Origin of the sequence: Xanthomonas vesicatoria ATCC 35937 (assembly GCF_001908725.1) — a bacterium.
Taxonomy (GTDB): Bacteria; Pseudomonadota; Gammaproteobacteria; order Xanthomonadales; family Xanthomonadaceae; genus Xanthomonas; species Xanthomonas vesicatoria.
Window position 1 is genome coordinate 25,939 of record NZ_CP018725.1, and the last position, 25,009, is coordinate 50,947.

A 25,009-nucleotide genomic window follows, 5' to 3' on the forward strand; every position below is an offset into this window, starting at 1 on the left:
TGCGACACCTGCAGCGCGTCGGCCATTGCCGGCGCGCTGCGATGCCACCGATCACAGATCGAATTTGATGCCCTGCGCCAGCGGCAGCGAGTCGGAGTAGTTGATCGTATTGGTCTGACGGCGCATGTAGACCTTCCACGCATCCGAGCCGGATTCGCGACCGCCGCCGGTTTCCTTCTCGCCGCCGAACGCGCCGCCGATCTCCGCACCGGAGGTGCCGATGTTGACGTTGGCGATGCCGCAATCGCTGCCCGCAGCGGACAGGAACTTCTCGGCCGCCTTGAGGTTCTGGGTGAAGATCGACGACGACAGGCCCTGCGGCACACCGTTCTGCAGGTCGATCGCCTCGTCCAGCGTGCTGTACTTCATCACGTAGAGGATCGGCGCGAAGGTCTCGTGCTGCACCACCGCGTCGCTGTTCTGCAGCCCGGTGACGATCGCCGGCAGTACGAAGTTGCCCGGGCGGTCGATCGCGGTGCCGCCCACTTCCACCGTGCCGCCAGCGGCCTTGGCCTTGGCGATCGACGCCAGGAACTGCTCCACCGCGCCGCGGCTGTTGAGCGGGCCCATCAGGTTTGCCGGGTCGGTGGGGTCGCCGATCTTGCTGTCGAGCTGCTTGTACGCCTTGACCAGCGTGGCCAGCACGTTGTCGTAGATGGAGTCGTGCACGATCAGCCGGCGCGTGGTGGTGCAGCGCTGGCCGGCAGTGCCGACCGCCCCAAACACGATGCCCGGGATGGCCAGCTTCAGGTCGGCAGTCTCGTCGAGGATGATTGCGTTGTTGCCGCCCAGCTCCAGCAGGCAACGGCCCAGGCGGTGGGCGACCTTTTCAGCGACCACGCGGCCGATTTGGGTCGAGCCGGTGAAGCTGATCAGCGGGATGCGGGTGTCTTCGACCAGCTTCTCCGACAACGAGATGCCGGCATCGTTGATCAGGAAGAAGATGTCCGGGAAGCCGGCATCCTTGAGCGCGGCGTTGCAGATCTTCATCGTCGCGATCGCGGTCAGCGGCGTCTTGTTGGACGGCTTCCAGATGCAGATATCGCCGCAAATTGCTGCCAAAAAAGCATTCCAGGCCCACACCGCCACCGGGAAATTGAACGCACTGATGATGCCCACCAGGCCCAGCGGCTGGTACTGCTCGTACATGCGGTGGCCAGGGCGCTCCGAATGCATGGTGTAGCCGTAGAGCATGCGGCTCTGGCCCACCGCGAAGTCGGCGATGTCGATCATCTCCTGCACTTCGCCATCGCCTTCGGGCTTGCTCTTGCCCATTTCCAACGCCACCAGCGAACCGAGCGCATCCTTGTGGGCACGCAGCGCCTCGCCACATAGGCGAACGGCTTCGCCGCGGCGCGGCGCCGGCGTGGTCCGCCACACCTTGAAGGCCGCCTGCGCGCGCTGGATGATCAGTTCGTAGTCTTCCGGCGTCGTGGCCTGCACATCGGCGATCACCGCATTGGTGGTCGGATTGAGCGGCTGCAGCACTCCGGCACCGGTGGCCTGCGACCAGGTCGCCTCGCCGAGGTAGGTACCGGAATTGGACGCGGCGAGGTCGAGCGCCTTGAGCAGGTCAGCGGACATGGAATCTCCTGGAAACAGTGGCGGTCGCGCGGTAGCCGAGGCCGGCACCGACACGGGTAGCCGCTAATTTTAGCAGGCTCCACCCACCCCCTGCCGGCTTGGCAAGCTGGCTGAACATGCGACAATGCCGCCCTTGGCCCCGTAGCTCAGCTGGATAGAGCGTCCCCCTCCTAAGGAAGAGGGAAAATTGTGGGGTCGCCGCTATCCTTTCTAACCTGTTGTTTAATAAGGCCTGGGTTCGCCCGTTCGGCGGATGCGATGCAGGTCTAGAAATCCCAAAGCAGCTTCTAACAGCGCTTGTTCGCCACAGTATTGCCACGGCTTCCATGGTCTCCTAGGCTGCGCTATAGTGAGTCTAGGGATGGCCCATCGCACATGTCTGCAAGCGCGCTTCAAACGCTTCGAGAGTTGTATCCGCAGCGATATGCACTTCGGCCCGAAGAGGTCGCACATGTGCTTCGTGGCCAAAGCACGAGAGGGGTGGTCCAGCGCGTTCGCGAAGGGATGCAGTCGGGGCGCTATCCAGGTGCCCGCAAGATCGACGGATTGATCCAGATGCCCCTTGAAGCGTTGGCTGAAATCTTGGATCCGGCGCCCGCACCTCAGCCTGTTGTTCCGACCATCACGCCTTCATCCTCGCGACGACGATCCGCCATTGGGCCGCGTCTCGGTTTCGTGCGGGCGGCAGGCTTCTGGGAGCAAGTGATGGGGATCATTGGCGATCAGGAATTGGCCGATGAGCTAGGTGAAGTCGCGGCGAAAGTCTTGCACGAGCTTCGCTATGAGGAGGCTGAGGCCAGATCGCGCGCTCAGCGCAATGAGCTTATGCGCTAGCGAGCGCATCATCTTTCTCACGCGGATTGCTCCTGCGTCCACAGAGAAGACTGGGGTGGCACCTTCGAAAGAAGATGGTGGGTCGGACATAGACGTCAAGAGTGGGTTGAACCGGCGCGAGTTGAAGCCCCGTCCGCCGCGATCTGGGATGTCGGATCGACGGGAATGCGGCACTGACAGATCGAGTCTGATCAGGGGAACTGGGACGCTGGCTCCCCCCTTCTACGTTGCCCAGATGCTTGCTAATCTGACCGTGGGCGTGGTCGACGCCTGCTGCTCACCTTGGCAAACCCTCACGGGACGACATCCACCCGAACCATGTCTGATCTTCCCACTGTGGCGGATCCGGGCAGTGAGCACCTGGCCCCCGCCCATAGCGAGGAGTTCAGCCACGCGTTTCATCAAGCCCACGCCTGCCCAGGTCGAAGCCCTGAAAAAGCGGGCCAAGCATATTCAGCGCAACGGTGGCGGCAAGCACGCCGACTTACTCAACCGAGTCGCCCGCAGCGCCGACACACGATGTCGACAGTGCTGGCAGAGCGGGGCGTCCCAGAGCGCGAGATCGCGCTAATCACCGGGCATGCAGTCAACTCGCAGGTGTCGACACTCGCTTGGCACTACATCCATATTGCGGATACCGCAAGCCTGCCACGACGAGTTGAAGTGCTTGCTTCTTTTCGCCCGGCCGTGCCCCTGATGAGCTACAAAGTCCGGCAGTTTGAATCGTCACTGGACGAATCAAGATTCCATTTATAAATCTGCTAATACTTGGCGATTACGGCAGCGATGTGGTCAAGGAGCGGCTTGAAACCAGCAAAGTCGATTGCCGCAGCTTTGGCCTTCACAATCGTCTCTGCAAAAGCTGACTTGCTTATATGAATTGAAGGATCGAATTCGTTGTTCTTCTTAATCTTTTTTCCATTGTAGATCGTCTTCGCATCTAACTCTGCCTTTATAAAAGCTGGGTCAAAGCAGTCTTCGATACAGTGGAGCTCGCTATCCTTGTCGTGAGGCGATGTAAGGATCACATGAAGGTTGTCAAAAACCTTGACAGCTTGCGTGCCCGGCGCAACCACTGTCTTTGTAATTTTCTCGATCAGGTTGATCGTGTTGCGCCCGATTTGATCATTGTCTACGACGATGATGACCGGCTTCGCCCCCCTGGGGCCCGTTATATGCCGATACTCTTCGTGATAGTTTTTGATGAATGCAATAAGCGGGTGGCCGCCTCCGGAAAGCCCGAAGAGTCGTTCCATTCTAGGGGTGTGGCGCAATAAGTGGACGAGAATGTCGGAGCCTGTATAAAGCGTGGGGTAAGATGCGGATAAGCTCTTGATTGCCGACTTTAGGTAGACAACATCTGTCTTCCCTTCAAACAAAAGAACAGGCTTATCATGTGCGGCAAACTGCGTGTAAAAAAGAAAGCGCTTGTAAAGCCTTTCGGTGCTGGTCAGTTCCGGCGGTGGCGGTGCGCCGTAGCGACGAAAGGCCTCCACCTGTAAGGCAAACCCAATCATGCCTTGCAGTTGATTTCTGGTGCCAACTTCTTTCTGGACGCTAGTATTACCGGATGCGCCCAGGACCGAATTCTTTCGATGAAAGATGCCAGAGCTTCGCAAATGATGGACCATCACTCGCAGCCGCTTCTGGTAATCAGAATTAACATTGACGAATTTGTTTACAATAATGCCAGTAACATCTTGCCGAGAGCGGCGATAGAGCATTCGAGTTTTGGAAGCGTTGATTGAAAATCTGCTCGCTTTCACTGAATCTTCTACGGTCTTCGAAAGCGTCCAAGCGTGTGGAGCAATCTCAGAGGCGACCGCCGTTGGGAATTCCGGAGCAGAGGTAGAGAATGTAATGTCATCGGCATACCTTGAATAAGCGCAACCGTTTGCACGCGCAATCTTTACCAATCGCATGTCAAGAATATTGCCAATTAAATTAGTGATGACTGGCGAAGTTGGGGCGCCTTGCGGCAATTTGCTTTCGTGGCAGGCCAGCTGTGCAATAAGTGTCGCGACATCAGGTTTGAGTCGAAAATGCTTGTTATTGGTGAAGTAACCGCGAACTCGACCGAAATTGATCGTCCCGAAGAAATCCTCAAGGTCAAAGTTTAGGACATATCGCTTGCCACAGTGGATGTCAGCATTGGTCAGGATCGAGTGATCCCTTCGGAAGCCATGTGAAAGGCGCTTCTTAACTCCAAGAGCGGCCTCGATTTCCAGCTCGCATTCTTGGAGGAGCTCAGCCAAATTCTGCTGAGCGAGCTTCAACTGCGGGATTGGGGCGTGGATGGTTCGTTTACCACCAGACCTTTTAGCAATGTCGAAGGCGCTATATCGAGCCTTTGTGCCCCAAGCTACATATCCCAGAGCTTTCGGCTGGAAGCCAATGAGGTGAGCAACATCACTCGCGCCACTGCACTGTTGGAGCGCAAAGAGCTTACTCATGTCACATCCATGTATCAAGGAAAGAGGAGGGGTTACAGGAACTCTCTCGCACGCGAGGCGAGCGCCAAGCTGCACTCAGCGCCACCGGGCAAATCCATCCTGCAATTTCTTCTGATGCCGCGATACGACGGCAACCAAATCTTCCTGCAACCCCGGCTCCGATCATAGCGACCTCCACGCGGTTTTTCCAGCCCAGAGGTCATCGGCTATTTACGCTTTGCGCAGTCGGCTGAGGTGGGGCAGACTGGGCTACGGCGATGCCAAGGGGGTGGGTGCTTGCGTATTCAGATGCTCAGGGGAAGAGAGTTCGCGACGAAGTTCGCATTGCAGCCGGGAAACTTTGCTTGGTTCTTAGGCGCGGGAGCCTCTGCGAGCGGGCGCATACCCACTGGCTACGCAATGATCCGTGACTTCAAGAAGGAGTTGTTCTGTCGCGCAACAGGCATGTCGAGAAGAGAGGTGGACTCGACAGATCCGCTATGGATTGAGCGCATCGACTCGTATCTTGAGAGCGAGGCGCTTCTTCCGCCGCCTGGTCATCCTACTGAATATGCGTGCGCCTTCGAAGCGGTGTATCCAAGTGCTGCTGATCGTCGGCTCTATATCGACAAACAGGTGAGCTTGGGAAAGCCATCTTTTGGACATCGAGTCCTTGCGAGTCTTCTGGTCTCGGGAAGGGCACCATGCGTGTTTACGACGAATTTTGACAGTTTGGTCGAGACTGCGGCCACGCTTGCTCGCGAAGTTGCTTCTCCCGCCGAGCGAGCGACGCTTACGGTTGCGGCCATAGACAATGCCGTGCGCGCGCTGCGGTGTTTACGGCAGAACGACTGGCCCCTTCTCGCTAAGATTCATGGCGATTTCCAATCCGAGGATTTGAAGAACACTAGAGATGAGCTTCAAGCGCAAGACGAAGCCATGCGCAAGGTGCTCAGCGAAGCCTGTCGCCGCTTCGCCTTGATCGTCGTTGGTTACAGTGGTCGCGATACTTCGGTCATGAATGTTCTTGGTGATGCCCTAGACAGTGAAGATGCTTTTCCAGGAGGCATCTATTGGATGACTAGAGACGCGTCAGAACTGCTGCCTGAAGTCACGCGTTTTCTTGAGCAGGCAAACGCTCAGGGCATCTCTGCGAACATCGTTGAGTGCCAGAACTTCGACGAGTTCGCCGGCGATATTGCGGATGCCTTAGAGTTTTCAGAAGGTCTCATCGAGCATATCCGAGGTGCGGAGCCTGAGCCCTTTCTGCGCCTCGCTGCGATGCCTAGTCATGAAGCTCGTCGTGATCCCATTCTCCGATTCTCTGCTGTCCGATTGTCGAACTTGCCAACGGTCGCAAGGAGATTTGAGCTTGGGAGACCGGCGGAAGTTCTTGAACTTCGAACGAAGCTTAGGGAGCATAAGGCAAAGGCGATTATCGCGGCGGTAGGGAAATCATGGGCGGCTTTCGGATCTGATACTGATATCCTCCGGGCTCTTGATAGTTACCAGCCTAGGCTCGCTGGCACTATCGCTCTCGATCCGCATTCTGATAGTTGGGCGAAAGGTCTTCTATACGATGCGCTGGTGCGGGCGCTTTGTAGGGGCAGGCCATTGCATCCACGCCTCAAGAGAAGTGGGCATACCGTGCTCGTATCATCCGGATCTTCAGACGAGGCGGCGGATCGACGCGCGCAGCGCGAGAGGGCGTTGGGACCTCTCAAAGCAGCTTACGGCGCTTCACTATATGGTCGAGTAAAGGATTTGGGCTTTCCCTACGCCGAAGCCTTGACGATCCGTTTAGAAGAGGTTGATGGCGCTTGGTGGTGCGTCTTCGACCCCTTCACTCAGGTTGACCTTCCTCTCGAAAATTTCTCCGCGGCAGAAGTTCCGCAGCGGTCAAAGAGAAAACCTAATCCAGCCGCCGATTGGATTCGCGAACAATGGGCGAAGCGCTACAACAGCAGATGGTCTGGAATTATTGACGCTTGGTCTTCGCTATTAGCTGGAGAGGCGCGCGCGTTCTGGATCCGGACGGAGGAAGGAGTTGATGCTGAATTCCATGTGAGCTCAGTAACTGCTTGGAGTGTTCCTTCGCATGATCACCCCTACTTCCAGAGGCGAGCTAGATGAACGCTCCAGGCATCGAGGCGAAGCTGTCACCTTTCCAGCTTTTGGAAGAGCCGGTTCTTTCGTTTTCTCCGGATGACCTGCGTCAGGCTGACATCCACCCTCTTAGAGGGCTGGCCAAGTTTGGTCCATATTCGCAGAAGTCGTTCGAAACCTTTACCCCCGCCCTTCGAGTAGCTGTTGTCGGCCCGAAGTCTGGGTGGAAAAAAATAGTTACGTTGATGAAATTACTACAGCAACCGCAACAACCTGCTGATCGAGCTGACTACGTCCCAAATTATCCGGGCTTTGAAAGGCTTTTTGGAATCCCACTGACCTCGGCGGCAGTGTCTGCGCGTGTGCAGTGGTCTGACGATGTTGCGGAATTTCCGTTCAAAGGATCTGCGGAGCAGCGACTTGCGGCTGCGTTTAGAGACGCGCTCGCCACCTTGGATGGGGTGCGATCTGAGTTCGATGTCGTTGTAGTTCATTTGCCCGAGAGTTGGGGGCACTTTTCGCGCACCGATGACTTCGATGCGCACGACACGCTTAAGTCGATTGGCGCGCAGCTTGGCGTTCCTACCCAAGTCGTAAATGATCGAGCCTTTGCATTTGCAGAGAAGTTCGCCGCGTCGATCGCGTGGCGCCTGGCAATCGCGCTATATGTAAAAGCAGGCGGAACTCCTTGGAGATTGGCGTCATTGCCCGGTGTCCCAAACGACACTGCTTACATCGGGCTTGCGTATGCCCTGAAGCCTAGTGGTGACGGTATGCACTATGTCACCTGCTGCTCCCAGGTGTTCGATATGGATGGCGGGGGAATGCAGTTTGTGGCTTTCGAGGCGCGAGACCCTATCCCGGATGTTCAGACGGCGAAAAGAAATCCGTTCCTCAGTCGTGCTGATATGCGTGCAGTGCTGTCACGGAGTCTACAGATTTATCAGAGCAGGAACGCCGGGTCTCTTCCGAGGCGTCTTGTGATCCACAAAACTACCGCTTTCCAAGGAGAGGAAATCCAAGGAGCGCGGGAGGCTTTGTCTTCAATATCTGAGATTGAGTGCCTGGAAATTGGAGCGAACTCAGCATGGCGAGGAGTGTGGATGACACCAAATCTGCAAGGTCCCAAGCGAACCAAGGCGGATGGTTATCCAGTGCCTCGCGGTGTTGTTCAAGTTAGATCCGGAAATTCGTGCTTCGTATGGGTTGCTGGCAACGCCCCAGGTGTGTCATCCAAAGGTGCTTACTATCAGGGCGGCAAGAGTATCCCTCGGCCCTTGGTAATCACCAGGCATGCTGGCGCGGGGCCATTGAGTGTGGTCGCCTTGGAGGCCCTTGCCCTAACGAAGATGGATTGGAACAACGACGCGCTCTATGATCCAGTGCCGGTGACGATTCGATATTCGCAAAAGCTCGCTAGGACAATTGCGAATGTTCCCAGCCTTCCGGGCAGTAGTTATCCCTACCGACACTTCATGTGACTCACGGGTGGAACACATTTCCCGGCCCCAACACTTGATCGAACTGCCCCGTACGATAGACAGGCACCAGCACATTCGGCTGTAGGCCTTCAGTGCCTGCTGCTGTCGTAAAGCGATGCTGGGGCTGGCATACCTTCGACGTCCCCCCAATTTTGAGTAGCACGCCAGTTTGGAGTCCAATTCCCTAACCGAAGGAGATTGGACGTGAAGAAGCGCTTTTCCGAAGAACAGATCATTGGTTTCCTGCGCGAAGCCGAAGCGGGCGTGGCGATCAAGGACCTGTGCCGGCGCCATGGCTTCAGCGAGGCCTCTTACTACCTGTGGCGCAGCAAGTTCGGCGGGATGAGCGTGCCCGATGCCAAGCGGCTCAAAGACCTTGAAACGGAGAACGCGCGGCTGAAGAAGTTGCTGGCCGAGCAGCTGTTTGAGAACGATCTGATCAAGGATGCGCTGCGAAAAAAGTGGTGAGCGCGCCGGCGCGTCGTGCGCTGGTGCGCGAGTGGACGGGGTGCGGTGCCAGCGAGCGCCGCGCCTTGGCCGCGATCGGCATGAGCGCCAGCGCGCTGCGCTACTGCCCGCGCGAAGATCGCAACGTTGAGCTGCGCGAGCGCATCGGTGCGTTGGCGCATCGCCATCGCCGTTATGGCGTGGGCATGATCTATCTCAAACTGCGACAGGAAGGCCGCATCGTGAACTACAAGCGTGTGGAGCGATTGTGCCGCGAGCAGCAGTTGCAAGTCCGCCGCCGCAAGCGCAAGAAAGTCTCGGTAGGCGAGCGTCAGCCGCTATTGCGGCCGGCACAGGCCAACCAGGTATGGTCGATGGACTTCGTGTTCGACCGCACCGCCGACGGTCGGGTGATCAAGTGTCTGGTAATCGTGGATGATGCAACCCACGAAGCGGTCGCCATCGAGGTGGAGCGCGCAATAGCGGGCCATGGCGTGACGCGTGTGCTGGATCGGCTCGCCATCCGCCGCGGCTTGCCGCAGGTGATCCGCACGGACAACGGCAAGGAGTTTTGCGGCAAGGCGATGGTGGCCTGGGCGCATGCGCGTGGCGTGCAGTTGCGACTCATCCAACCCGGCAAGCCGAATCAGAACGCCTACGTTGAATCGTTTAACGGCCGCCTGCGCGACGAATGCCTCAACGAACACTGGTTCCCGACACTGCTGCATGCACGCACCGAGATCGAGCGCTGGCGCCGCGAATACAACGAGGAGCGACCCAAGAAAGCAATTGGCGGCATGACGCCCTCCGCGTATGCCCAACAGCTGGCCAACGCCGCTATCATCAACCCCGGGCTCTAAACCTGGCCGCTACTCAGGGCGGGGGGGCGTCGGAGCTGCTCAACCTCGAGTTCAGCGGCTCGTCCTGTAATTTGATTGGCTGAAAGGCTCAAAGCATTACCTCCTTATGAACATGGACGAGTCCGTGCCAATGCGGCGAGACAATGGGAGATGATCATCCAGACGGATGGATGGTTGCCCCCCCTTCGCCAAGATTCATTCCGAACAGAAAATTCACCGCTTCGTAGCGCTGGCAGGTGGGTAGATGCTGTCAAGTGGGCCTGGAGGTCACCAGCTTCCTCACGCCGCTGCTCTAAAGACCCACTCTTCGTATCTCCCAATCGCCACGCGATAGCGTTCGGACCTGATGGAGATCAGTGTCGTAGATGGCGATCAGGTCAGAGCTGCTGGCGATGATGTGGCCTCGGATCTTTCGCTCACCCTTTTCCCAGAGTTCTGCATCGCCTCGCGATACCGGACCAAGGAGGCGACGCTTCTCAGTAACTGCTTCCTTCTTTCCGTAACGCTCCCCAATCACGCCTGGGATTGTTGAAACGAGCAAGCCAACGGAATACAGCGTCAATGCTAGATAAATTCCCGAAAAGGCTATACCTCCTGAGGTGAGGCCAAGCTTTACTCGTGGATGACGCCGATAGAAATCTTGAAGGCGACCATTGCGAACCGATTGTGCGGGGAGGCGGTAAACCCAGATAGCTAGCCATAACGTAAAAAAAGCGATCGCTATTGAAACCCAAGGAAAAGCGTTGAACATTCCGAACCCTTGAAGCACAACGGCATAGTAACCGCGAACAACCTTCCAGTCGGCCGATTGGGGAAATAGGTCGGCTTGAACGCCCCAGGCTTTGAGGTAGCTGGTGTAGGCAACATGTCCGCATCCGTGAAGCACGATTCCAGCCAGCGTCGTCATGGCAGCTAGGCTAGCGACGAAGCGTGTGATGGACCACGACTGTCTGGAGGATGCACTGTTCGGGTCTTCTGGTGGCGAGCTGGAACGCTTCGATCGGACAATTTCGGTATGGCGCATGGTTATCGTGTTCAATGAGCTACTCAGCTACTTTGATCGTTCCGCAAGAATCCGATGTGATGCACCGAATTGACGTCAGCCATAAAACGCCCTGAGCCTGACTCTCGGGCGTAATCGAAAAGGAGAAGATAGTGGCCAACCATCTCATCGATACTCGATAGGCCATAACGTGCGAGGATAGGGGGGATCTTGTCCCGGTGAATGGCGATACGGAAGCTCTGGTGCGTGGGGCCGAAGTTGGAAAAGTAAGTGTTATGGCCCTGCCAGATGCTCCAAGATCTGACAAGGCCCCAGAACCCTAGCCAGCGACCGGTGTGCTGCGCCATGCTTGCCGATTCAAAACGCACGAAAGCGTTATGGACCGCCAACTCAGGTCGGTCATTGCCTGGCATGCGAATCATCATGGCGCTTGTCTTAAAGGTCGGCCCCTCGACTAGTTGTTCAAGCAGCTTTTGAGGCCCGCGCGACACCGTGTTGGACCGACGCGTGCGATCGTCACCCGCGCGGGAACGGCTTTCATCATCCGTGGCCTCGACTTCACCAGTGCCCGGTTCTTCGCTTTCGGGCGTCAGTGACGGGATCAGCACGATCAGCGTGGTGTTTCGTTGCTCCCAATGAGCCACAGTCCGATCGGTATCATCGTCTTCCCATGGATCACCATAGCTGCGGGTGATGTCGCACTTGTCGCCGTGGGGTAGGGCGTAGAAGTGAGCAACCTTGCTGCGCCGCCCTGGGCTGGGCCTGGATGCCGACCTGAAATGAGCAGTTGCCTCGCAATGAGGGCAACGCAGATGAGGCTTCAATGCTCGGCGAGCAGACACATCCAGGTCCGCTACTTCCTGGGCCGTGTAGTCCTGGTCGCTTCGACGATCCCTTGCTTTGTCCATCAGCCACCCCCTGCCTTAGCTCGCATGCTTTCAAGGGTTGCGCCGGCAGTCAAGATGTTTAAGTTGAGGAGATCCGACCGGCCTCATGCCTCCCCTTATATCCAAAAAAGACAGAGGTCGCTGTGGAGAAATACGATAAAATAGTAGAGATTGTCGATTGAGCGCCGCGCAGCTTTACTGTGATAAATTTGTCCAGAATAATTTGCTAACCAACCGATTGGAACAGTCCTGAATGACAACCGCATCTTTGAGTGCCCTTGCCGCTGCCAAGGAAAAATTGGCAGCAGAAATTCGGAAGTTGGAAGAGCAGGAGGCTCAGCTGCGCCAGCAACATTCGTCCGAAGCATACTCGGAGATCGTCAAATTGCTTGATCAATACAGCGAGCATTTCAGTGCAAAGCAAAAATCTGAAATTGCCGCTCTGATCGGTGTTGGGATAGCCAAGCCGAAGAAAGCTGCTTCCGCAAAGAAAGAAGTGGCGCCGAAGTATTGGCTGCCACACAACCAAGAAACGTGGTCAGGGCGTGGCCGTCCGCCCAAAGCCTTCACCATCTGGCAGGGCAGTGCCTCTTACAAGGAATGGAAAGCCAAGCACCCGGATGAGAAGTTCCCGGCTTTCCCTGGCTGAGGCTTGCGAATGCGAGGCAACGAGTGCCCGAATTCTCTTCGGGCACTCGTTTTCTACGTCTTCGGATTGTCGTCTATTAGCTCAGATCACAACCACTCGGCTGTGGCCAAGTGGTTGCCGGCAGCATCGCTTTGACATTAGCTGGCGCTGTGATGCCAATCGTGCTGGCGCCAAAGGTGTCTTCCAGCTCATTGATGCTGACGATGTAGCTGTCCAGCGATCCGAGCGTGGCACTGTTTGGAATGAGCCAACTAATGGCCCGAGAGCCGCCACTTGGATTGGCCGTGATGATGGTCTTCCAGAAGAAGTCTGGTGTCCGGATGCCATGACTGGTGAGGAAGTAGTCGTTGGTCGTGTCGCTATAAATGACGCCGCCATAGACTTGGACGCTTGCGATATCGCGATAACACTCAGCCACTTCTTCAGCACGGACCCAGATGCCTTGATTGAAGCTAGCCACCTGAGGAACGATGTTGGACATCAAGTTAGCGCGGCGGATGTAAGTTGCGTTGTAGTCCATGTGGTTGGACGTCACCAAGTGCCCCGGTCATAGCCCGAACGCACGCTGGCATAGGAAGCACTGGACGTCTGGCCTGCGCAGCCGCTGGGCAGTTCAGTATCCAAGTTGAAGCTTGAAGGGCGCGCTGCCGAGCCGGTGTCGGCTTGCAAGACATACTCGTAGCGCAGCGCGGTGCGGTTGGTGCAGTCGTAGCTCAACGTGTAGCCACCCTTGTTGAGCGTGACCACCTGGGCCTGGGCCGCAGCACTGAACGTGGTGATCAACGACACGGCGAGGAAGATTCGGAATCGCATAGCAGCACATCTCCTTGTGTTTTCTGGGGTCGCACATGCTCGGCAAGCACGGAAAAAGGCCGTTGCCAGTTCAGGAACGCATGAGTTGACGGAGTTGAAGCAGGCAGCCCAACTGGGCGAGTGGCAGGGTTGCGCCGCGCCCCTGTTGCCAAGATGTGGCACGCGGTCGTCACTTGTATCTAACAAACGAACTCTAGCGTCAATTCTTAATTCTTGAAGCCGTGACCCAGCTCCAACACCTCATCACTAGGAGGTGGATGTCCCCATAGCGTGGCACAGGCGGTGCGATCTCAGGCGATGCGACAGCGCTACCGATACTCAAGCCCATGGATAGAGCCGAGCTTCGCTTTCACCTCGAACGCCTAGATGAGGCCGTGCCCGCTTTGCGGGCCTCCAGTCCTGACCGGCGCCACTTTTGGCAAGCCTTTGCCAGCATGGTCTCTGCCATCGAGAGCAAGGCGTTAACGAGCGAAGACGCGCAGTTCGTCGGCCGTCGAGCCGACGAAATCTTGTCGTGGCACGGGCTCGAGAGCAGCGGCGAAAGCGCCTGAGGTCATCGGTGCTGCCATAGCCCGACCCTGTGGACAGCAATGCGCTTGCATGCAGGCATGACGCACGCAGGCGCGTGTCTGCTAATGCCCCATCCATCGCAGGGCACAGTAGGCAACCGCCAGTGCTGACATTGGCCGCGCCTGTTTCTATCCTCTGTTTGGCCTGCAAGCCTTGAGGCATCCATCGAGATTTTTTACCAGCATTGAGCCTCTGAAAGGGACCTTGGCTTCGCTGTCCCTACCGTAACGTCACGTTGAGTCTGCAGGAAGCCTTGGGTTTCCTGGGCATCTGGGTCCTCGATCACCTAGCCATAGGCCGCCAGCAGCACACCCGCTTGGCGGCAATGGGCTGGGTATAGCCCACCCCTCTCTTTTGCTACCCTTTAACTTCAGAGGAGAAGGCGATGAAGCTTAAGCGGGAAGCTAAAACACTGAAATCCAAGTCATTGGCTTCATTGCGCCGAGGACTTGAAGCTTTTAATAGTCACGATGATATTGGTCGACCCGAGGTAATCTTGCTGCTGCTCCAACATGCTAGCGAGATGCTCACAAAGGCTCTCTTGGTTCAAAAGGACGAAGATGTATTTGATAAAGAGAAAGGGACATCTATCGGCCTTGAGAGATCTCTGAAAATCGGGCTATCAAAGGGTTGGCTGACCGTAGCTCAGGTAGGGTCTATTCGAGTTATTGATGCCATGAGAGATCAAGCTCAGCACTGGATGATCGTTGTGCCTGAGGATGCGCTTTATATAAATGCGCGAGCGCTTATTACGACGCTGGATGAAATTCTTTCTATTCATTTCGGTGACTCTCTCGCTGATCACCTTCCTTTGAGAGTTCTTCCACTCTCAACGCTGCCCATTCCAGATTTCATTATGCTGATAAATCGGGAATATGCTCAAATCCGAGAGTTGTTAGCCCCTGGTCGCCGCGCTCGTGATGAGGCGAGAGGACGAATCACTGCGCTATTGGCAATGGAAGCACACGTGAGTGAAGAGGTCTCGGTGTCGAAACGAGACCTGGATCGAATCGAAGATGCAATCAAGAGTGGCACTCAGGTGGAACAGGTGTTTCCACGCCTGATGACATTGGCAACCGATGTTTCAGGAGAGGGTCCTACTATTCGAGTTCGAATCACAAAGGCCCCAGATGCTCCCGGAATTCGATATGTGTCTGGTGACGATCCTGAGGGAGCAGCCGCCATTCGCGAGGTGGATCTTCAGAGGAAGTATCATTTAAGCCCTAGTGCTCTTGCGGTAAAGCTTGGTTTGAATACCAGTAAGGCCAAGGCGGTGCGAGATTTTCTAAAAGTTGATGAGGATCCGGCGAATGTCATGGTTTTTGAGTTCGGCTCTCAAAAGCACCCTCGTTACTCGGATAACGCACTTCGAGTTCTGAAAGCGGCCATTAGCCCAGAACTAGTCGAGCGCGCTTGGAGGGAGCGTGCTGGGCGTCGCTAAATATATATAAAAGCGCGAAATTTTGGGTGTCGATGGCAAGAGGTTATGGGGCCATAAATTGGGCGACAGTGACGCGGTAACTGGCGAGCACGTTGTAAAAAACATCACCGTTATAGAAGAGGCTGGCCGTCGTGCCATACGGGTTGATTGACTTGCCCGCGCATGCAATCACTTCGCCCGCCCGTTCAATGACTTGGTAATGCCAGGCGGCAGCATGGTGCGTTAGAAATTGCACGAAGTCAGGGAGTTCCTCATTGCCGACGATCGCCGGCACGTTGCCATCGAACAGCGCCAAGCAGGCGCTGAAGTCGTCAGGATTCCAGGTCCGAGTCGTATGCATGCGTCAAATTTTCCTCGGACACGCAAACGCGCCGCAATGAGACGCGCAAAGGCCAAGTCCTCAGGGGCTCTGACCCATCAGCTCGATGGCCGAGAACTCTTGCTTTCCTCCTGACCACCGAGGTCGGTATTTGCCGCTTGAGTTGGGGTTTCAACGCATTTTCATCTCCACCAGCTCTGGGCCTCTGAAAGGGACCTTAGCTTCGCTGTCCCTACCGCAAGGACAGGCCTCCTTCTCGACGCTTGCGCTTTGTTGCGGCCCTTCGCTGCGCGCTGCTTGCGCAGTGCTCGCTCTCGGGTGCGGTAGGGCCGGACGCTTCGCCTGTCGGTTCCCACGAGGCGCACAACGCGCTGGTGGAGAAGAACCGATGAAGCGCACCCGAGACATCAAGGCTCAATACCAAATTCAGATGGACGAAGAGGGCATCTTGCTCGCAGCAGCCACCATCCTGGAACAGCGCCTTTATCGCCAAGGCCGCATCCACAGCCCAGACCAAGCCGGCGACTACCTGATTGCCCGCTGCGCACATCTCAGTCACGAAGTCTTCGGGGTCGTCTTCCTGGACATCAAGCACCAGATCTTGGCAACCGAACATCTCTTCTTCGGCACCATCGACGGCTGCGAGGTGCACCCTCGGGTGGTCGCCAAGCGCGCCCTGGATTTGAACGCTGCGGCCGTCATCCTTTTCCACAACCACCCGAGCGGCAACCCGGAGCCAAGCGAAGCTGACCGCAAGGTCACCGAGCGTCTGCAGCAGGCTCTGGGCCTTTTCGACATCCGGATCCTCGACCATTTGGTCATCGGTGGGCGTCAGCACACCAGCTTGGCGGCCAGGGGGTGGGCGTAGCCCACCCATTCACCTATGTAGTCCACCTTCATCAACGCGAGCAGCGAGCGCATGTTGTGCAGCTCTGTGGATGCCCTTGCGTGCGGGATGGGAGCTGGCAAAGCCCCGACCGTCTCCCGGAGCGAGCAGCACGGTGTTGCCCTTTTGCCTTCTTGTCTGCCCAGGTCGGCGATCGGGACGGTAGACTCTGCCCGACTGAGGTGGGGAGCATGCCAAGGTGGACGGGAGGCAACGCATGGAAACAACAATGACCAATCAGCCCAATAAGGGAGAGTTCTTCCATTTGCAGCCGGACGTCCGGCGAGGTGGCAAAGGCCATGGGGTTGTCTTTGAGAACCGAGAGGCGCTCCTAACTCGGCCTAGGCTGATTCTGAGGCCAAAGGATGGCGGGTTTCCTGCTTTGCGCGAGGTTCCACGCCTGGTCTATCGCCCCAATGAGGGCGTGCCTCCCGAAGATCTGGAAGGAGGATTTAGCGGCTACTGGCTGGTTTCAGAGCGCCTGCGTCGAGTGATGGACGCTGTAGATCCTGAGGCGTTTGCGTTTGTCGAAACCGACTATCGCTTAGCCGATGGCTCGAAGGGGCCAAACGTCTACCTATGCGATGTGGTCCGCACGGTGGACGTGCTGGATGAAGATGCCTCTCACCTCGATATCAAGGTCAGTGACGAATACGAAGCTGGTAAATATTACAGCTTAGCGGGAGGCTCGCGGCTGGCCTTCAAACGCGATGTGCTCGGGGCAGCGCATGTATTTAGGCTGCCATTTCACGGTGGCGTCTTTTGTGATCGAGTGTTCAAGGATGCTGTGAAAGCAGCCGGTATCGGCTCCGATGGACAGTCGGACGGCCTCTGGTTCTACGACGTGGTGAACCGCTAGGCCGAGCCGCAAGACGACAAGGAGCCTGATCCGTGCCGAACTACCGAACGCTTTTCCAGGATCACCACAACATAGAACAGCAGACGCTGAAGAACAGCGAGTTGCTTGATGAGCTTCAGCGGGCGGGGAAGTTCGATATCCACGCGCCGGAAAACCGACTGTTCCTGCCGGCCAACCCCGCGTTCGCTCAAACGATGGGAATCACGCCACATAGCGGCGGCCCTCTTGGCGCTTACCAGTATGGGCTGCTTGATCACCTTGAAGATCTCTACGCGTCCCGAGATGGACAAGCCATGTTGGAGGGTGACCCAGCTGCGATGGACCGTGTTGTCCAGCGTGTCGAGGGCCTACGCGATACAGTCAAAGTAGGCCTAATCAATGGTGATCTGAACACCAATACGCCCGTTGGTTTAAGCGCTGCGCAGACCAATCAAAAGGTTCAAGACTTTTTCCGCGATATCCCGACCTACCAGCAAACCCATGCCCAACAAATTGAAGCCCTGAAGAGCTTCACGGAGATAGACCACGGCTGGGGTGCTGTCACGAACTCCGAATCGCGCATCGTCTCCACGCTCAACCAAATCCAAGTCAGCGACACCGCCATCGTTCGAGGCGGGGACATCGAGCTTCAGCGCCATGGGTTGTCGCTCGCCATCGCAAACGCCCACCACGACGGACGGGTGGTCTTTTCCGAGCAGGGCATCCTCAAGGTCGAGCAGACCCTGGGCGAGGAAGCCGCACACAACCTGCGCGTGCCCCGAGGCCAACGCGGTGCGGCGTCCATGGAAGTATTGCTGGGCAATGCATCGGCGAGCACCTTGGTGCGTTCGGGAGGTTTGTTAGCGACCGGCGCGGATGCGGTGGTAACAGCTCGCCGTTCGGCGGAGCTGCTGGAACAGGGCAATGCCACTGCCGCGCAGTCCGAAGTCACCCATGCATTGGCCCGCAACGTCGGCGGCTGGGCCGGTGGCGCGTCCACCGCCGCCGCGATTGGCGGCAGCGGCTTCGTGCCTGCTGCGTTGGTGGTCGGCGATGCGCTGTTGATGAGCGAGGCGTTCGACAAAGGCGCCGATTTGCTGGACAACCGCGCCATCTACCACCAGACCGACAAGGCCGGTGTGGAGTGGCAATTCAATGGTCGCAACTGGCAGCGCGAAGCGGCCATCGATCGCGCCCAGGAGGGACGTCGCACGTTGGGCGAGCAACCCGTGGTCGCCAGCTACGAAAAATCCCAGGAGCTGGGTGCGCTGGCCAACGCCAAGGCCGTGGAGTTGGCGTTGTGCAAGGCTCCACCACCACAGGACCCTTTCAACCTCCCTGCAAGAGCCAGCGACCAAGTGGGACTGGACAACCAGAACTGGCATCGCAATCCCGAGAGCCAGGCATGGGAGCGCCAGGTCAAAACCGCCGTGTTCGGTGCCAACGACCGGGGCAGCTACGAACACCAAACCGCTTCCCCTGAACGCGCGCGACAGCTCAACCAAGAAGCCCTGGGCCGCATCGAAAGCAACATCGCCACTGGGCGCGAAGCCATCGCCGCCGCCTATTTGGAAAACCATGCCGCGCAGCGAGCCCAGGCTTACGGTGTCGAAGTGCCTGCGGCAGTGGAAAGCGTCCTCGCCAAGCAAGGTCACGTGCAGGGACACGACGGCCAGGTCTACCAGCGGAACGAGTCTGGGCAGTGGGCCGGCAAGGATGGCGTCGCCAGTGGCAACCTGGCAATGGAGCTGGAACTGACCGACCGACTGCGGCAGCCCTCAATCGAGCGCTCCCAGGAAACCTTGGCGGCGATCCAGGCACTTCCCGCGCCGACCGCTGCGCAGATGGAGCACAACGAACTGCTGCATCGTTACCGGGCGGCAGGCGTTGATTTGAACGTCAACCCGCAGACCCAGCAGGCCGTGGAGCTGGCCTCGCAGCGGACCATAGACGCCAACGGCATCACCGGGCCGACCATGCAGCAGTTGCAGCGCAATGAGTTGGGGCAATACGGTTATGACAGCCCCATCGCGCACCTTCAACGCGGCAGCGATGGGGTCACTCGTGTGGTGGCCGTCACCAGCAGCGACGAGATCCGACAGGCGTTGAGTGAGGCGCCAGGCAATCGGCGAGAGGTGCCAAGCCTTGGGCGCGGGGCTGAGGGAACGGCAGACACGGACACCTCGACCTCCGATTCTTCCAGTCCACAGCAAGTGCTCGACCTCCATTCACGCATGCAGGCTTCTATTGCGGCGCAGGCGCGACAAGAACGCGAGCAGCAAGATCGTGTTGCGCACGAGCAGCATGTCGCGCAAGTGCGCGAGCACATCCAGCAGGCACAGCCGGAGCGCGAAGAACAGGCGCAGAGCGAGCAGGCAGTCCAGGCGCAGGCGGTGTTGGAAGGTCAACGCCAAGCAGAGCAGCAACGCGAACAGGAAGAACGCGAGCAACAGGAGCGCATGGCGCAGACCAGCCAGCAGCGCGAACTGCAGGAGCGTGAGGAAAGGGATGTCGAGCAACGTCAGGCGCAAGAGCGCCAGGCCGACAACCAACAGCGGGAGCAGCAAGACCGCCAGGCTCAAGAAGCCCGGCAGGTTGAGGTCCAGGAAAGTCAGGCTCGCCAAGCGCAGCAGCACGCCTCGCAGCAAGCCGACCCTCAACCGCATGCTCCGAATGCGGCGCTGGCTCAACAAACGACGCGTCCTCAGTTGCAGCAGGAAGACGCGCGTCAGCAGCCAGAGGTGCAGAACCAACAGACAGGCGAACAGCTGGCTCACAACCCACCTGACCCACCGAAGCAAACGCCTGGTCCAGATGACGCGCAGCTGCGTCAAGCACAAGAAGCAGAACGCGCGTTCGAACCGCAATCGTTGCAAAGCCGCGACACCGCGCGCATCCAGGTGCCTCCCTCCGAGGACCGGGAATCCGGCAACCCACCTTTGCAAAGCGCACAGGCCGATGCGGTGTCCCCGGCGCTGTATCACCAGGTGCAAACGCAGCAGGCGGAGATGGAGCGAGCGCCGATCCGCCTGCAAGACCCAGCGCGTGAGCAGGAGGGAGAGTCGGTTCGCGTCATGGCCCCAACAACGCCTGAGACAGCAGACCCATTGATGGCATCGAAGGCCACGGCGCTTACCACTCCTGAGCAAGAGACCAAGGCACAGCAGTCCCGTCCTTCAGACACCTTGATCGCTGCTCATGGTGCGCCGTTGCTGCCACCTCAACACCTTGCGCAAGCACACGAGCAGTCCCCAGAAGCCAGTGCTGTGAGTCGCTCCTTCGTGGTGACAGCAGACGCAGAAAATCAACGCACTCAATCCACCCCAGCGCAGGATAGTAGCGGCGCAGACCCGGGCGGTGCTCTGTTCTTGGAAGAGACCATGCGCTCGCTGCGCCAGCTGCAACAGGAGATTGAGCGGGCTGATCGAGAAGACGAACGCTTCCACCAGGAATGGAAGGAGTATCGCGATCGTGGAGAACCTTATCCCTTCGCTCAAAAGAGGGCGCTAGACCAAGAGGGTGGCAGCATCGATGCATTCAGCGCGCACCAACTGGATCGCCGCTCTCCTAGCGAAACGGCTGAGCAAACCAATGTCTTCCCGCCTCAAGCTCAGGGCTTCGCCGGTCCAGGGGGAAGGGATGCGCCAAACGAGTCCTCGCCGGTTGAGCGGAAATCCATCACGGGCGACCCGGACGTGGACGAAGTGCTCTACGCGCTCGACAGCAAGAACGAGCTGGCGATCGAGCAAGCGCTAGATCGGGTGGCCAATAGTGCTGCGACGCAGGCGCTGATCAAAAGAGGCAACGAGTTCCTGGAGGCGCAGGCTCAGCAGGAGGCCCAGGAGCTTGCCGCCACACGCCAGGCGCTGGGGATGGATGTCTCAGCGGAGGTCAACACCAGCCGTGGGCCGGTGATGGTGCTGACGCTGCCGGAGTTCGCCAAAGGGCCGATGCAGAGCGGTCCCCAAGGGGATGGAGGGGGCGGTGGTGGTGGTGGAGACGGAGGGGGAGGAGGCGGTGGTGGTGGAGGCGGTGGTTAGTCAAAATCTCTTCTGGGATCAACCGAGTTGAGGAGACCTCATGGACAGGCAAGACGCTACCGCAATGGCGGAAATGATGGTGATGTTGAACGCATCGAACGCGTCGTTGCAGGAGACCGTCAAGGTGCTGACGACCCTGGTGGCATCCATGCAGCAGCGCGAACAACGGCTGCGCGATGTGGTCGCCGAGCAACTTCAGGTGCTGCAACGCGCGGCCAGCAGCGCCGATGTCAAGGTCAACCGGGTGCTTGAGAATGCATTGCCGAGGCTGACGCAGCTGACCAATCAGGCATTGACGCAGACGCTGGAACCGGCCGCCAAGCGGTTCAACAAAGAGATGGTCCATGCAGACGAGACATTGCAGCAAGCCACGCGGCGTTACGCGCATGCCCAGCAGTCCCTGGAAACACGGATCACGCGGCGCATGTGGATCGCATCGGCCACGATGCTTCTGGCAGGCGTCTTGGGCCTGGGTGCGGTGGCTTACTCGGTTCCCATCATCAAGGAAAAGCGTGCCGAACTTGCACAGCTGCAGACATCCATCGATTACCTGGATCGCGTTCGGCGTGCCGATCTGGCACCCTGTGGAGAAGACAGGCTCTGTGCCACCTTCGAGAAAAACGGGCCGCGTTACGGCAACCAGAGGCAATACAGAGCGATCAATCTGCGCACTGCGTCGGCGTCTGAGCAGTGATGCCTGCTGACCGATTCGCTCAGCGGAGCGTTCCATCGCCATCGCCAGTGCGATGTCAGGATGTTGAGGGACAAGTCTGCGATCATGGTTTGCAGAGACACTTTTTGAGGAGGTGGCTGGATGACCAATGTCAGCACGGCGGAAAGCTTCGAAGAGGGGTTTTTTCGAGCAGCGCTTGAAGTCATCGCCAAGCGCGATGAGCGCAATGCCATCATCGCCAGCCGTGATTTCGACGGCCTGAGGCAAAGACTTGACCGCTCAGCGAGCACGACGCGTTTCACGCAGCCGATGGCCGAGTTCTACCTCGGTATCCCGAGACGCCACTTGGACAAGCTCAAACGAGAGCACGGCAATCCCTTTGCAGGGAGCAAAAGCTCGCCACGATCCATCACCAAAGCCGAGCTTTTGACGTGGTATGCCAAAATCACCAAAGCGCGCGAAAAGGTCCAAGAGCCGATCTCGGGCAGGTTTGGCCGAACAGGGAAGGGCATTCCCTTCATTGTGATCCGCGAGTCCTCAGAAAAAATCAAGAGCGTGATCTCGCATGCGGGCATCACGGACCTTGATATGAGTGCGATTGAAGAAGCATTCCAGCAGGGAGCAACGATCTTGGCTCTGACCATCGATCAGGTCTTGGCGTTGCCTTGGCAATCAAACTCTGAGAAGAGGCGCTGGCGAAACGTCTACCGCTCGCATCTGATGGCGGTCCATGATGCCAAGATGGCGTGGCTGGATCGTCAAGAGTTAGACGAAGAAACCAAGCCCGTTTAGTGCGCCGGCTGCCTTAGGAAATTGACGGTCTGGTGCATCTAGTCACCAGGGTTGCCGGCGACGGATAAATGGTTGTTCAGCGATCCGGGACGACTTCGTCCTTTAGCTATCCGGGCCTGATGCATAGATTGCGTTCCGAAGCTTGGCAAGTCGCCAAGCACGGAGAGCAAGATGAAATACACCATCGAGATTAATGCGTATGCCCAAATCGTCCACTGGGCAACGATTGAAGCGAGCTCGCCAGAGGAAGCACTCTCCAAATGCGATATCGACGCGATTGCTTACAGCGACTTTGATTTCGACCAATGGCAAAGCGCACCTGAGATCCTTCGCATCGAAGATGAAACCGGCTCGCTCATTGCGTGCGACTACGATGACGATGTTCCAGGCATCAATGATCTGTAAGTCCCGTTTTGGCCTGTCCAATCGACTGACGCTGTTACGCTGCGATCTTGACGAAAGGCGTGATGGCGTTAAGTTGAAAGGAAGGAGAGAAAATGAATCAGGAAATTAAAAAGAGTATTAGACAGGCGGTGAAGCAGGGAAGCGAGACGTATGTGACGTCGCTCTGCCAGGCTCAAAGTGATGTCGACGCTGCTACACGCTACGCCATTGATGTTGCAATCAGAAGCGAAAAGGAGAGCTTGGTCGATCAATTGGTTCCACTGCTGTCGAAGTCATTTCAGGTCTATCCGCTTGATGTGGCTGCTAGGGTAGGATCACTGCGAGCGATCGAACAGCTCATGGCGCTTTGCGATGCAGAGGATGACTATGCTCTTGTGCTTGCTGTCAGGCACGGGCACACGGAGTGCGTCAAACGCCTGCTCAAAGAGTGTAGCCCTCTGCAACATGACTCACTTGCGTTGTATGAGGCCGCGCGCCGTGGTCATGCAGATATCGTCTTTCAATTGGTCCTGTTCTCAGATTCCAAGGCACAGGGAAGTCGAGCATTGATTGCCGCATGCAAAGAGGGATATTTGGAGGTGGTCAAGCATCTTTTGCCGTTCTCATCGAAGATCCAATGTGCGCAGCACGGCTTTCCGGCGGCGGCCGAGAATAACCATGTCGACGTCGTTGATTTCTTGATCGAAGCTGGCCTCCCAGATCCGGAAGACACCTACACAGCAGGACTTAACGCCGCTGTTGCCAAGGGCCATGAACAACTGGTGCGGACTCTGCTTTGGGCGATCGTCAGAACAGGCCGTGCGCCGCGCGATTTTGGTCAAGAAGCGCTGCAATTCGCCGCCCGGAATGGGCATGCAGGCATCGTCAAGTCCATCTTGGAGTTTGCGCACAAGACCGCTTATCCCGAATTGGCTTTGCACGTTGCACTCGAAAATGGCCATGATGAAGTGGTGGATGTTCTGGTTCGCCGAGTCGACTTAAGCCATGTGCGGGATTTGATCAGCTACGAAGAGCTTGAAGCCAAGCTTGATGGAGCGATCGCCAGGGTAGACGCAACCGAGCAGCGCAGAGAGCTTCAATCCAACGAGCGCAAAAGGGGGGCGCAGAGCGATGCGGCAGAGACGGTGACAATGAACTCATCTCGTGGCGTGCGCTTGTAAGCAGATGTTGCCGAGATAAGACCAGATGTTGCCAGCATCCTCACACCTATGCTTCTAAGGACCTACTCTTCGTATTTCCCAATCGCCACGCGATAGCGTTCGGACCTGATGGAGATCGATGTCGTAGATGGCGATCAGGTCAGAACTGCTGGCAATGATGTGGCCTCGGATCTTTCGCTCACCCTTTTCCCAGAGTTCTGAATCTCCTCGCGAGACTGGACCGAGGAGTCGACCCTTTTCTGCGTTTGCGTCATCTTTACCAGCATGCTCGCCAAGCAAACCCGGCAGGGTCGCCACCAACAGGCCGACGAGAAATAGTGTCAGTGCGAGATAAACCCCCGAGGCAGCAATGCCGGCCGATGAGGAAATAAGCTTGATCCATGGATGTCGCAGGAAAAATTCCTTAATTCGACCTTCGCCAACTGGTCGAGTGGGTAACCGATAGATCAAAACTGCGATCCACACAAAAACAAAGGCTGTTGCTACGGAAAACCAGGGGAACGAGCGAAACATTCCAAGCCCTTGCAGCACGATGGCATAGTAGCCGCGAACAACCTTCCAGTCGGTCGATTGGGGAAATAGGTCGGCTTGAACGCCCCAGGCTTTGAGATAGCTTGTGTAAGCGACATGCCCGCAGCCGTGAAGAACGATTCCAGCTAGTGTTGTCACGGCAGCCAGACTACCGACGAAGCGGGTGATGGACCACGACCTCTTGGAAGATGCACTGTTCGCGTCTTCTGGTGACGGGGTGGAACGCTTCGATCGGACAATTTCGATATGGCGCATAGT

At 57.4% G+C, this 25,009-nt stretch carries 20 protein-coding genes and 1 pseudogene; 14 read left to right on the plus strand and 7 right to left on the minus strand.

The window, feature by feature from the left end; genetic code table 11:
- Positions 1-51: 51 nt before the first annotated feature.
- A complete protein-coding gene (gene amaB, locus BJD12_RS00115; protein WP_005988496.1) occupies positions 52-1,584 on the minus strand; it encodes an L-piperidine-6-carboxylate dehydrogenase in 1,533 nt (510 codons plus the stop codon).
- Between the two features lie 375 nt (positions 1,585-1,959).
- Between amaB and BJD12_RS00120 the strand changes: the two genes are divergently transcribed.
- On the plus strand, positions 1,960-2,418 hold the full coding sequence (locus BJD12_RS00120) for a hypothetical protein (protein ID WP_005988494.1): 459 nt from the start codon (positions 1,960-1,962) through the stop codon (positions 2,416-2,418).
- Positions 2,419-3,179: 761 nt separating this feature from the next.
- On the opposite strand, the gene BJD12_RS00130 is transcribed toward BJD12_RS00120, so the two are convergent.
- Positions 3,180-4,871, minus strand: a complete 1,692-nt coding sequence (locus BJD12_RS00130; protein ID WP_005988491.1) for a retron Ec67 family RNA-directed DNA polymerase/endonuclease — start codon at positions 4,869-4,871, stop codon at positions 3,180-3,182.
- A 399-nt stretch (positions 4,872-5,270) separates the two neighbouring features.
- Between BJD12_RS00130 and BJD12_RS00135 the strand changes: the two genes are divergently transcribed.
- From BJD12_RS00135 to BJD12_RS00150, 3 genes are all read left to right on the plus strand, one after another.
- The gene (locus BJD12_RS00135; protein ID WP_201765695.1) at positions 5,271-6,983 is read left to right on the plus strand and encodes an SIR2 family NAD-dependent protein deacylase; all 1,713 of its coding nucleotides are present in this window, start codon (positions 5,271-5,273) and stop codon (positions 6,981-6,983) included.
- A complete protein-coding gene (locus BJD12_RS00140; protein WP_005988487.1) occupies positions 6,980-8,437 on the plus strand; it encodes an argonaute/piwi family protein in 1,458 nt (485 codons plus the stop codon). Before BJD12_RS00135 ends, BJD12_RS00140 begins: the two co-directional genes overlap by 4 nt.
- A gap of 204 nt (positions 8,438-8,641) precedes the next feature.
- Positions 8,642-9,744, plus strand: a protein-coding gene (locus BJD12_RS00150) for an IS3 family transposase (protein WP_126936664.1) whose coding sequence is annotated in 2 segments (ribosomal slippage) — positions 8,642-8,900 and positions 8,900-9,744 — 1,104 coding nt in all. Because the reading frame shifts where the segments join, the coding sequence is not laid out codon by codon here.
- A 292-nt stretch (positions 9,745-10,036) separates the two neighbouring features.
- Here the strand turns inward: BJD12_RS00150 and BJD12_RS00155 are convergent.
- On the minus strand, positions 10,037-10,651 hold the full coding sequence (locus BJD12_RS00155; protein ID WP_005988483.1) for a hypothetical protein: 615 nt from the start codon (positions 10,649-10,651) through the stop codon (positions 10,037-10,039).
- A 140-nt stretch (positions 10,652-10,791) separates the two neighbouring features.
- Entirely contained in the window at positions 10,792-11,655 is an 864-nt protein-coding gene (locus BJD12_RS23610) for a hypothetical protein (protein ID WP_005988481.1), read from the minus strand.
- 232 nt (positions 11,656-11,887) lie between these two features.
- Between BJD12_RS23610 and BJD12_RS00170 the strand changes: the two genes are divergently transcribed.
- Positions 11,888-12,283 (plus strand): H-NS histone family protein, encoded by a 396-nt coding sequence (locus BJD12_RS00170; protein WP_005988479.1) that lies wholly within the window; start codon positions 11,888-11,890, stop codon positions 12,281-12,283.
- Between the two features lie 76 nt (positions 12,284-12,359).
- Here the strand turns inward: BJD12_RS00170 and BJD12_RS23615 are convergent.
- A pseudogene (locus BJD12_RS23615) lies at positions 12,360-13,096 on the minus strand (DNA/RNA non-specific endonuclease).
- A gap of 326 nt (positions 13,097-13,422) precedes the next feature.
- On the opposite strand from BJD12_RS23615, the gene BJD12_RS00185 reads away from it, so the two are divergent.
- Positions 13,423-13,647 (plus strand): hypothetical protein, encoded by a 225-nt coding sequence (locus tag BJD12_RS00185; protein WP_058563988.1) that lies wholly within the window; start codon positions 13,423-13,425, stop codon positions 13,645-13,647.
- A 404-nt stretch (positions 13,648-14,051) separates the two neighbouring features.
- A complete protein-coding gene (locus BJD12_RS23965) occupies positions 14,052-15,107 on the plus strand; it encodes a hypothetical protein (RefSeq protein ID WP_005994116.1) in 1,056 nt (351 codons plus the stop codon).
- Between the two features lie 43 nt (positions 15,108-15,150).
- Here the strand turns inward: BJD12_RS23965 and BJD12_RS00200 are convergent, their stop codons facing one another.
- Positions 15,151-15,447: a hypothetical protein gene (locus BJD12_RS00200; RefSeq protein ID WP_005994115.1), complete on the minus strand. Its 297-nt coding sequence runs from the start codon at positions 15,445-15,447 to the stop codon at positions 15,151-15,153.
- Between the two features lie 367 nt (positions 15,448-15,814).
- Here BJD12_RS00200 and BJD12_RS00205 point away from each other — a divergent pair, with 367 nt between their 5' ends.
- The 7 genes from BJD12_RS00205 (at position 15,815) to BJD12_RS00235 (ending at position 24,220) form a co-directional block, all read left to right on the plus strand.
- Entirely contained in the window at positions 15,815-16,294 is a 480-nt protein-coding gene (locus BJD12_RS00205) for a JAB domain-containing protein (RefSeq protein WP_005997058.1), read from the plus strand.
- A gap of 235 nt (positions 16,295-16,529) precedes the next feature.
- The gene (locus BJD12_RS00210; RefSeq protein ID WP_005997056.1) at positions 16,530-17,171 is read left to right on the plus strand and encodes a DUF1629 domain-containing protein; all 642 of its coding nucleotides are present in this window, start codon (positions 16,530-16,532) and stop codon (positions 17,169-17,171) included.
- A gap of 32 nt (positions 17,172-17,203) precedes the next feature.
- Positions 17,204-21,190, plus strand: coding sequence for a hypothetical protein (locus tag BJD12_RS24710; RefSeq protein ID WP_074059279.1), 3,987 nt, complete (start codon positions 17,204-17,206; stop codon positions 21,188-21,190).
- Between the two features lie 40 nt (positions 21,191-21,230).
- A complete protein-coding gene (locus BJD12_RS00220; protein WP_005988912.1) occupies positions 21,231-21,884 on the plus strand; it encodes a hypothetical protein in 654 nt (217 codons plus the stop codon).
- A gap of 120 nt (positions 21,885-22,004) precedes the next feature.
- Positions 22,005-22,655, plus strand: a complete 651-nt coding sequence (locus BJD12_RS00225; protein WP_005988914.1) for a hypothetical protein — start codon at positions 22,005-22,007, stop codon at positions 22,653-22,655.
- A 171-nt stretch (positions 22,656-22,826) separates the two neighbouring features.
- Positions 22,827-23,060: a hypothetical protein gene (locus BJD12_RS00230; RefSeq protein ID WP_005988916.1), complete on the plus strand. Its 234-nt coding sequence runs from the start codon at positions 22,827-22,829 to the stop codon at positions 23,058-23,060.
- Between the two features lie 92 nt (positions 23,061-23,152).
- Positions 23,153-24,220 carry an ankyrin repeat domain-containing protein gene (locus BJD12_RS00235; RefSeq protein ID WP_005988918.1) on the plus strand — a complete coding sequence of 356 codons (1,068 nt, stop codon included), beginning with the start codon at positions 23,153-23,155 and terminating at the stop codon, positions 24,218-24,220.
- Between the two features lie 54 nt (positions 24,221-24,274).
- Here BJD12_RS00235 and BJD12_RS00240 read toward each other — a convergent pair whose 3' ends face one another.
- The gene (locus BJD12_RS00240) at positions 24,275-25,006 is read right to left on the minus strand and encodes a hypothetical protein (RefSeq protein ID WP_005988920.1); all 732 of its coding nucleotides are present in this window, start codon (positions 25,004-25,006) and stop codon (positions 24,275-24,277) included.
- Between the last annotated feature and the right edge of the window lie 3 nt (positions 25,007-25,009).

Coding starts and splice junctions, on each gene's coding strand:
- amaB (WP_005988496.1), bottom strand. CDS start 1,584: ATGTCCGCTGACCTGCTCAAGGCGCTCGACCTCGCCGCGTCCAATTCC.
- BJD12_RS00120 (WP_005988494.1), top strand. CDS start 1,960: ATGTCTGCAAGCGCGCTTCAAACGCTTCGAGAGTTGTATCCGCAGCGA.
- BJD12_RS00130 (WP_005988491.1), bottom strand. CDS start 4,871: ATGAGTAAGCTCTTTGCGCTCCAACAGTGCAGTGGCGCGAGTGATGTT.
- BJD12_RS00135 (WP_201765695.1), top strand. CDS start 5,271: ATGATCCGTGACTTCAAGAAGGAGTTGTTCTGTCGCGCAACAGGCATG.
- BJD12_RS00140 (WP_005988487.1), top strand. CDS start 6,980: ATGAACGCTCCAGGCATCGAGGCGAAGCTGTCACCTTTCCAGCTTTTG.
- BJD12_RS00155 (WP_005988483.1), bottom strand. CDS start 10,651: ATGACGACGCTGGCTGGAATCGTGCTTCACGGATGCGGACATGTTGCC.
- BJD12_RS23610 (WP_005988481.1), bottom strand. CDS start 11,655: ATGGACAAAGCAAGGGATCGTCGAAGCGACCAGGACTACACGGCCCAG.
- BJD12_RS00170 (WP_005988479.1), top strand. CDS start 11,888: ATGACAACCGCATCTTTGAGTGCCCTTGCCGCTGCCAAGGAAAAATTG.
- BJD12_RS00185 (WP_058563988.1), top strand. CDS start 13,423: ATGGATAGAGCCGAGCTTCGCTTTCACCTCGAACGCCTAGATGAGGCC.
- BJD12_RS23965 (WP_005994116.1), top strand. CDS start 14,052: ATGAAGCTTAAGCGGGAAGCTAAAACACTGAAATCCAAGTCATTGGCT.
- BJD12_RS00200 (WP_005994115.1), bottom strand. CDS start 15,447: ATGCATACGACTCGGACCTGGAATCCTGACGACTTCAGCGCCTGCTTG.
- BJD12_RS00205 (WP_005997058.1), top strand. CDS start 15,815: ATGAAGCGCACCCGAGACATCAAGGCTCAATACCAAATTCAGATGGAC.
- BJD12_RS00210 (WP_005997056.1), top strand. CDS start 16,530: ATGGAAACAACAATGACCAATCAGCCCAATAAGGGAGAGTTCTTCCAT.
- BJD12_RS00220 (WP_005988912.1), top strand. CDS start 21,231: ATGGACAGGCAAGACGCTACCGCAATGGCGGAAATGATGGTGATGTTG.
- BJD12_RS00225 (WP_005988914.1), top strand. CDS start 22,005: ATGACCAATGTCAGCACGGCGGAAAGCTTCGAAGAGGGGTTTTTTCGA.
- BJD12_RS00230 (WP_005988916.1), top strand. CDS start 22,827: ATGAAATACACCATCGAGATTAATGCGTATGCCCAAATCGTCCACTGG.
- BJD12_RS00235 (WP_005988918.1), top strand. CDS start 23,153: ATGAATCAGGAAATTAAAAAGAGTATTAGACAGGCGGTGAAGCAGGGA.
- BJD12_RS00240 (WP_005988920.1), bottom strand. CDS start 25,006: ATGCGCCATATCGAAATTGTCCGATCGAAGCGTTCCACCCCGTCACCA.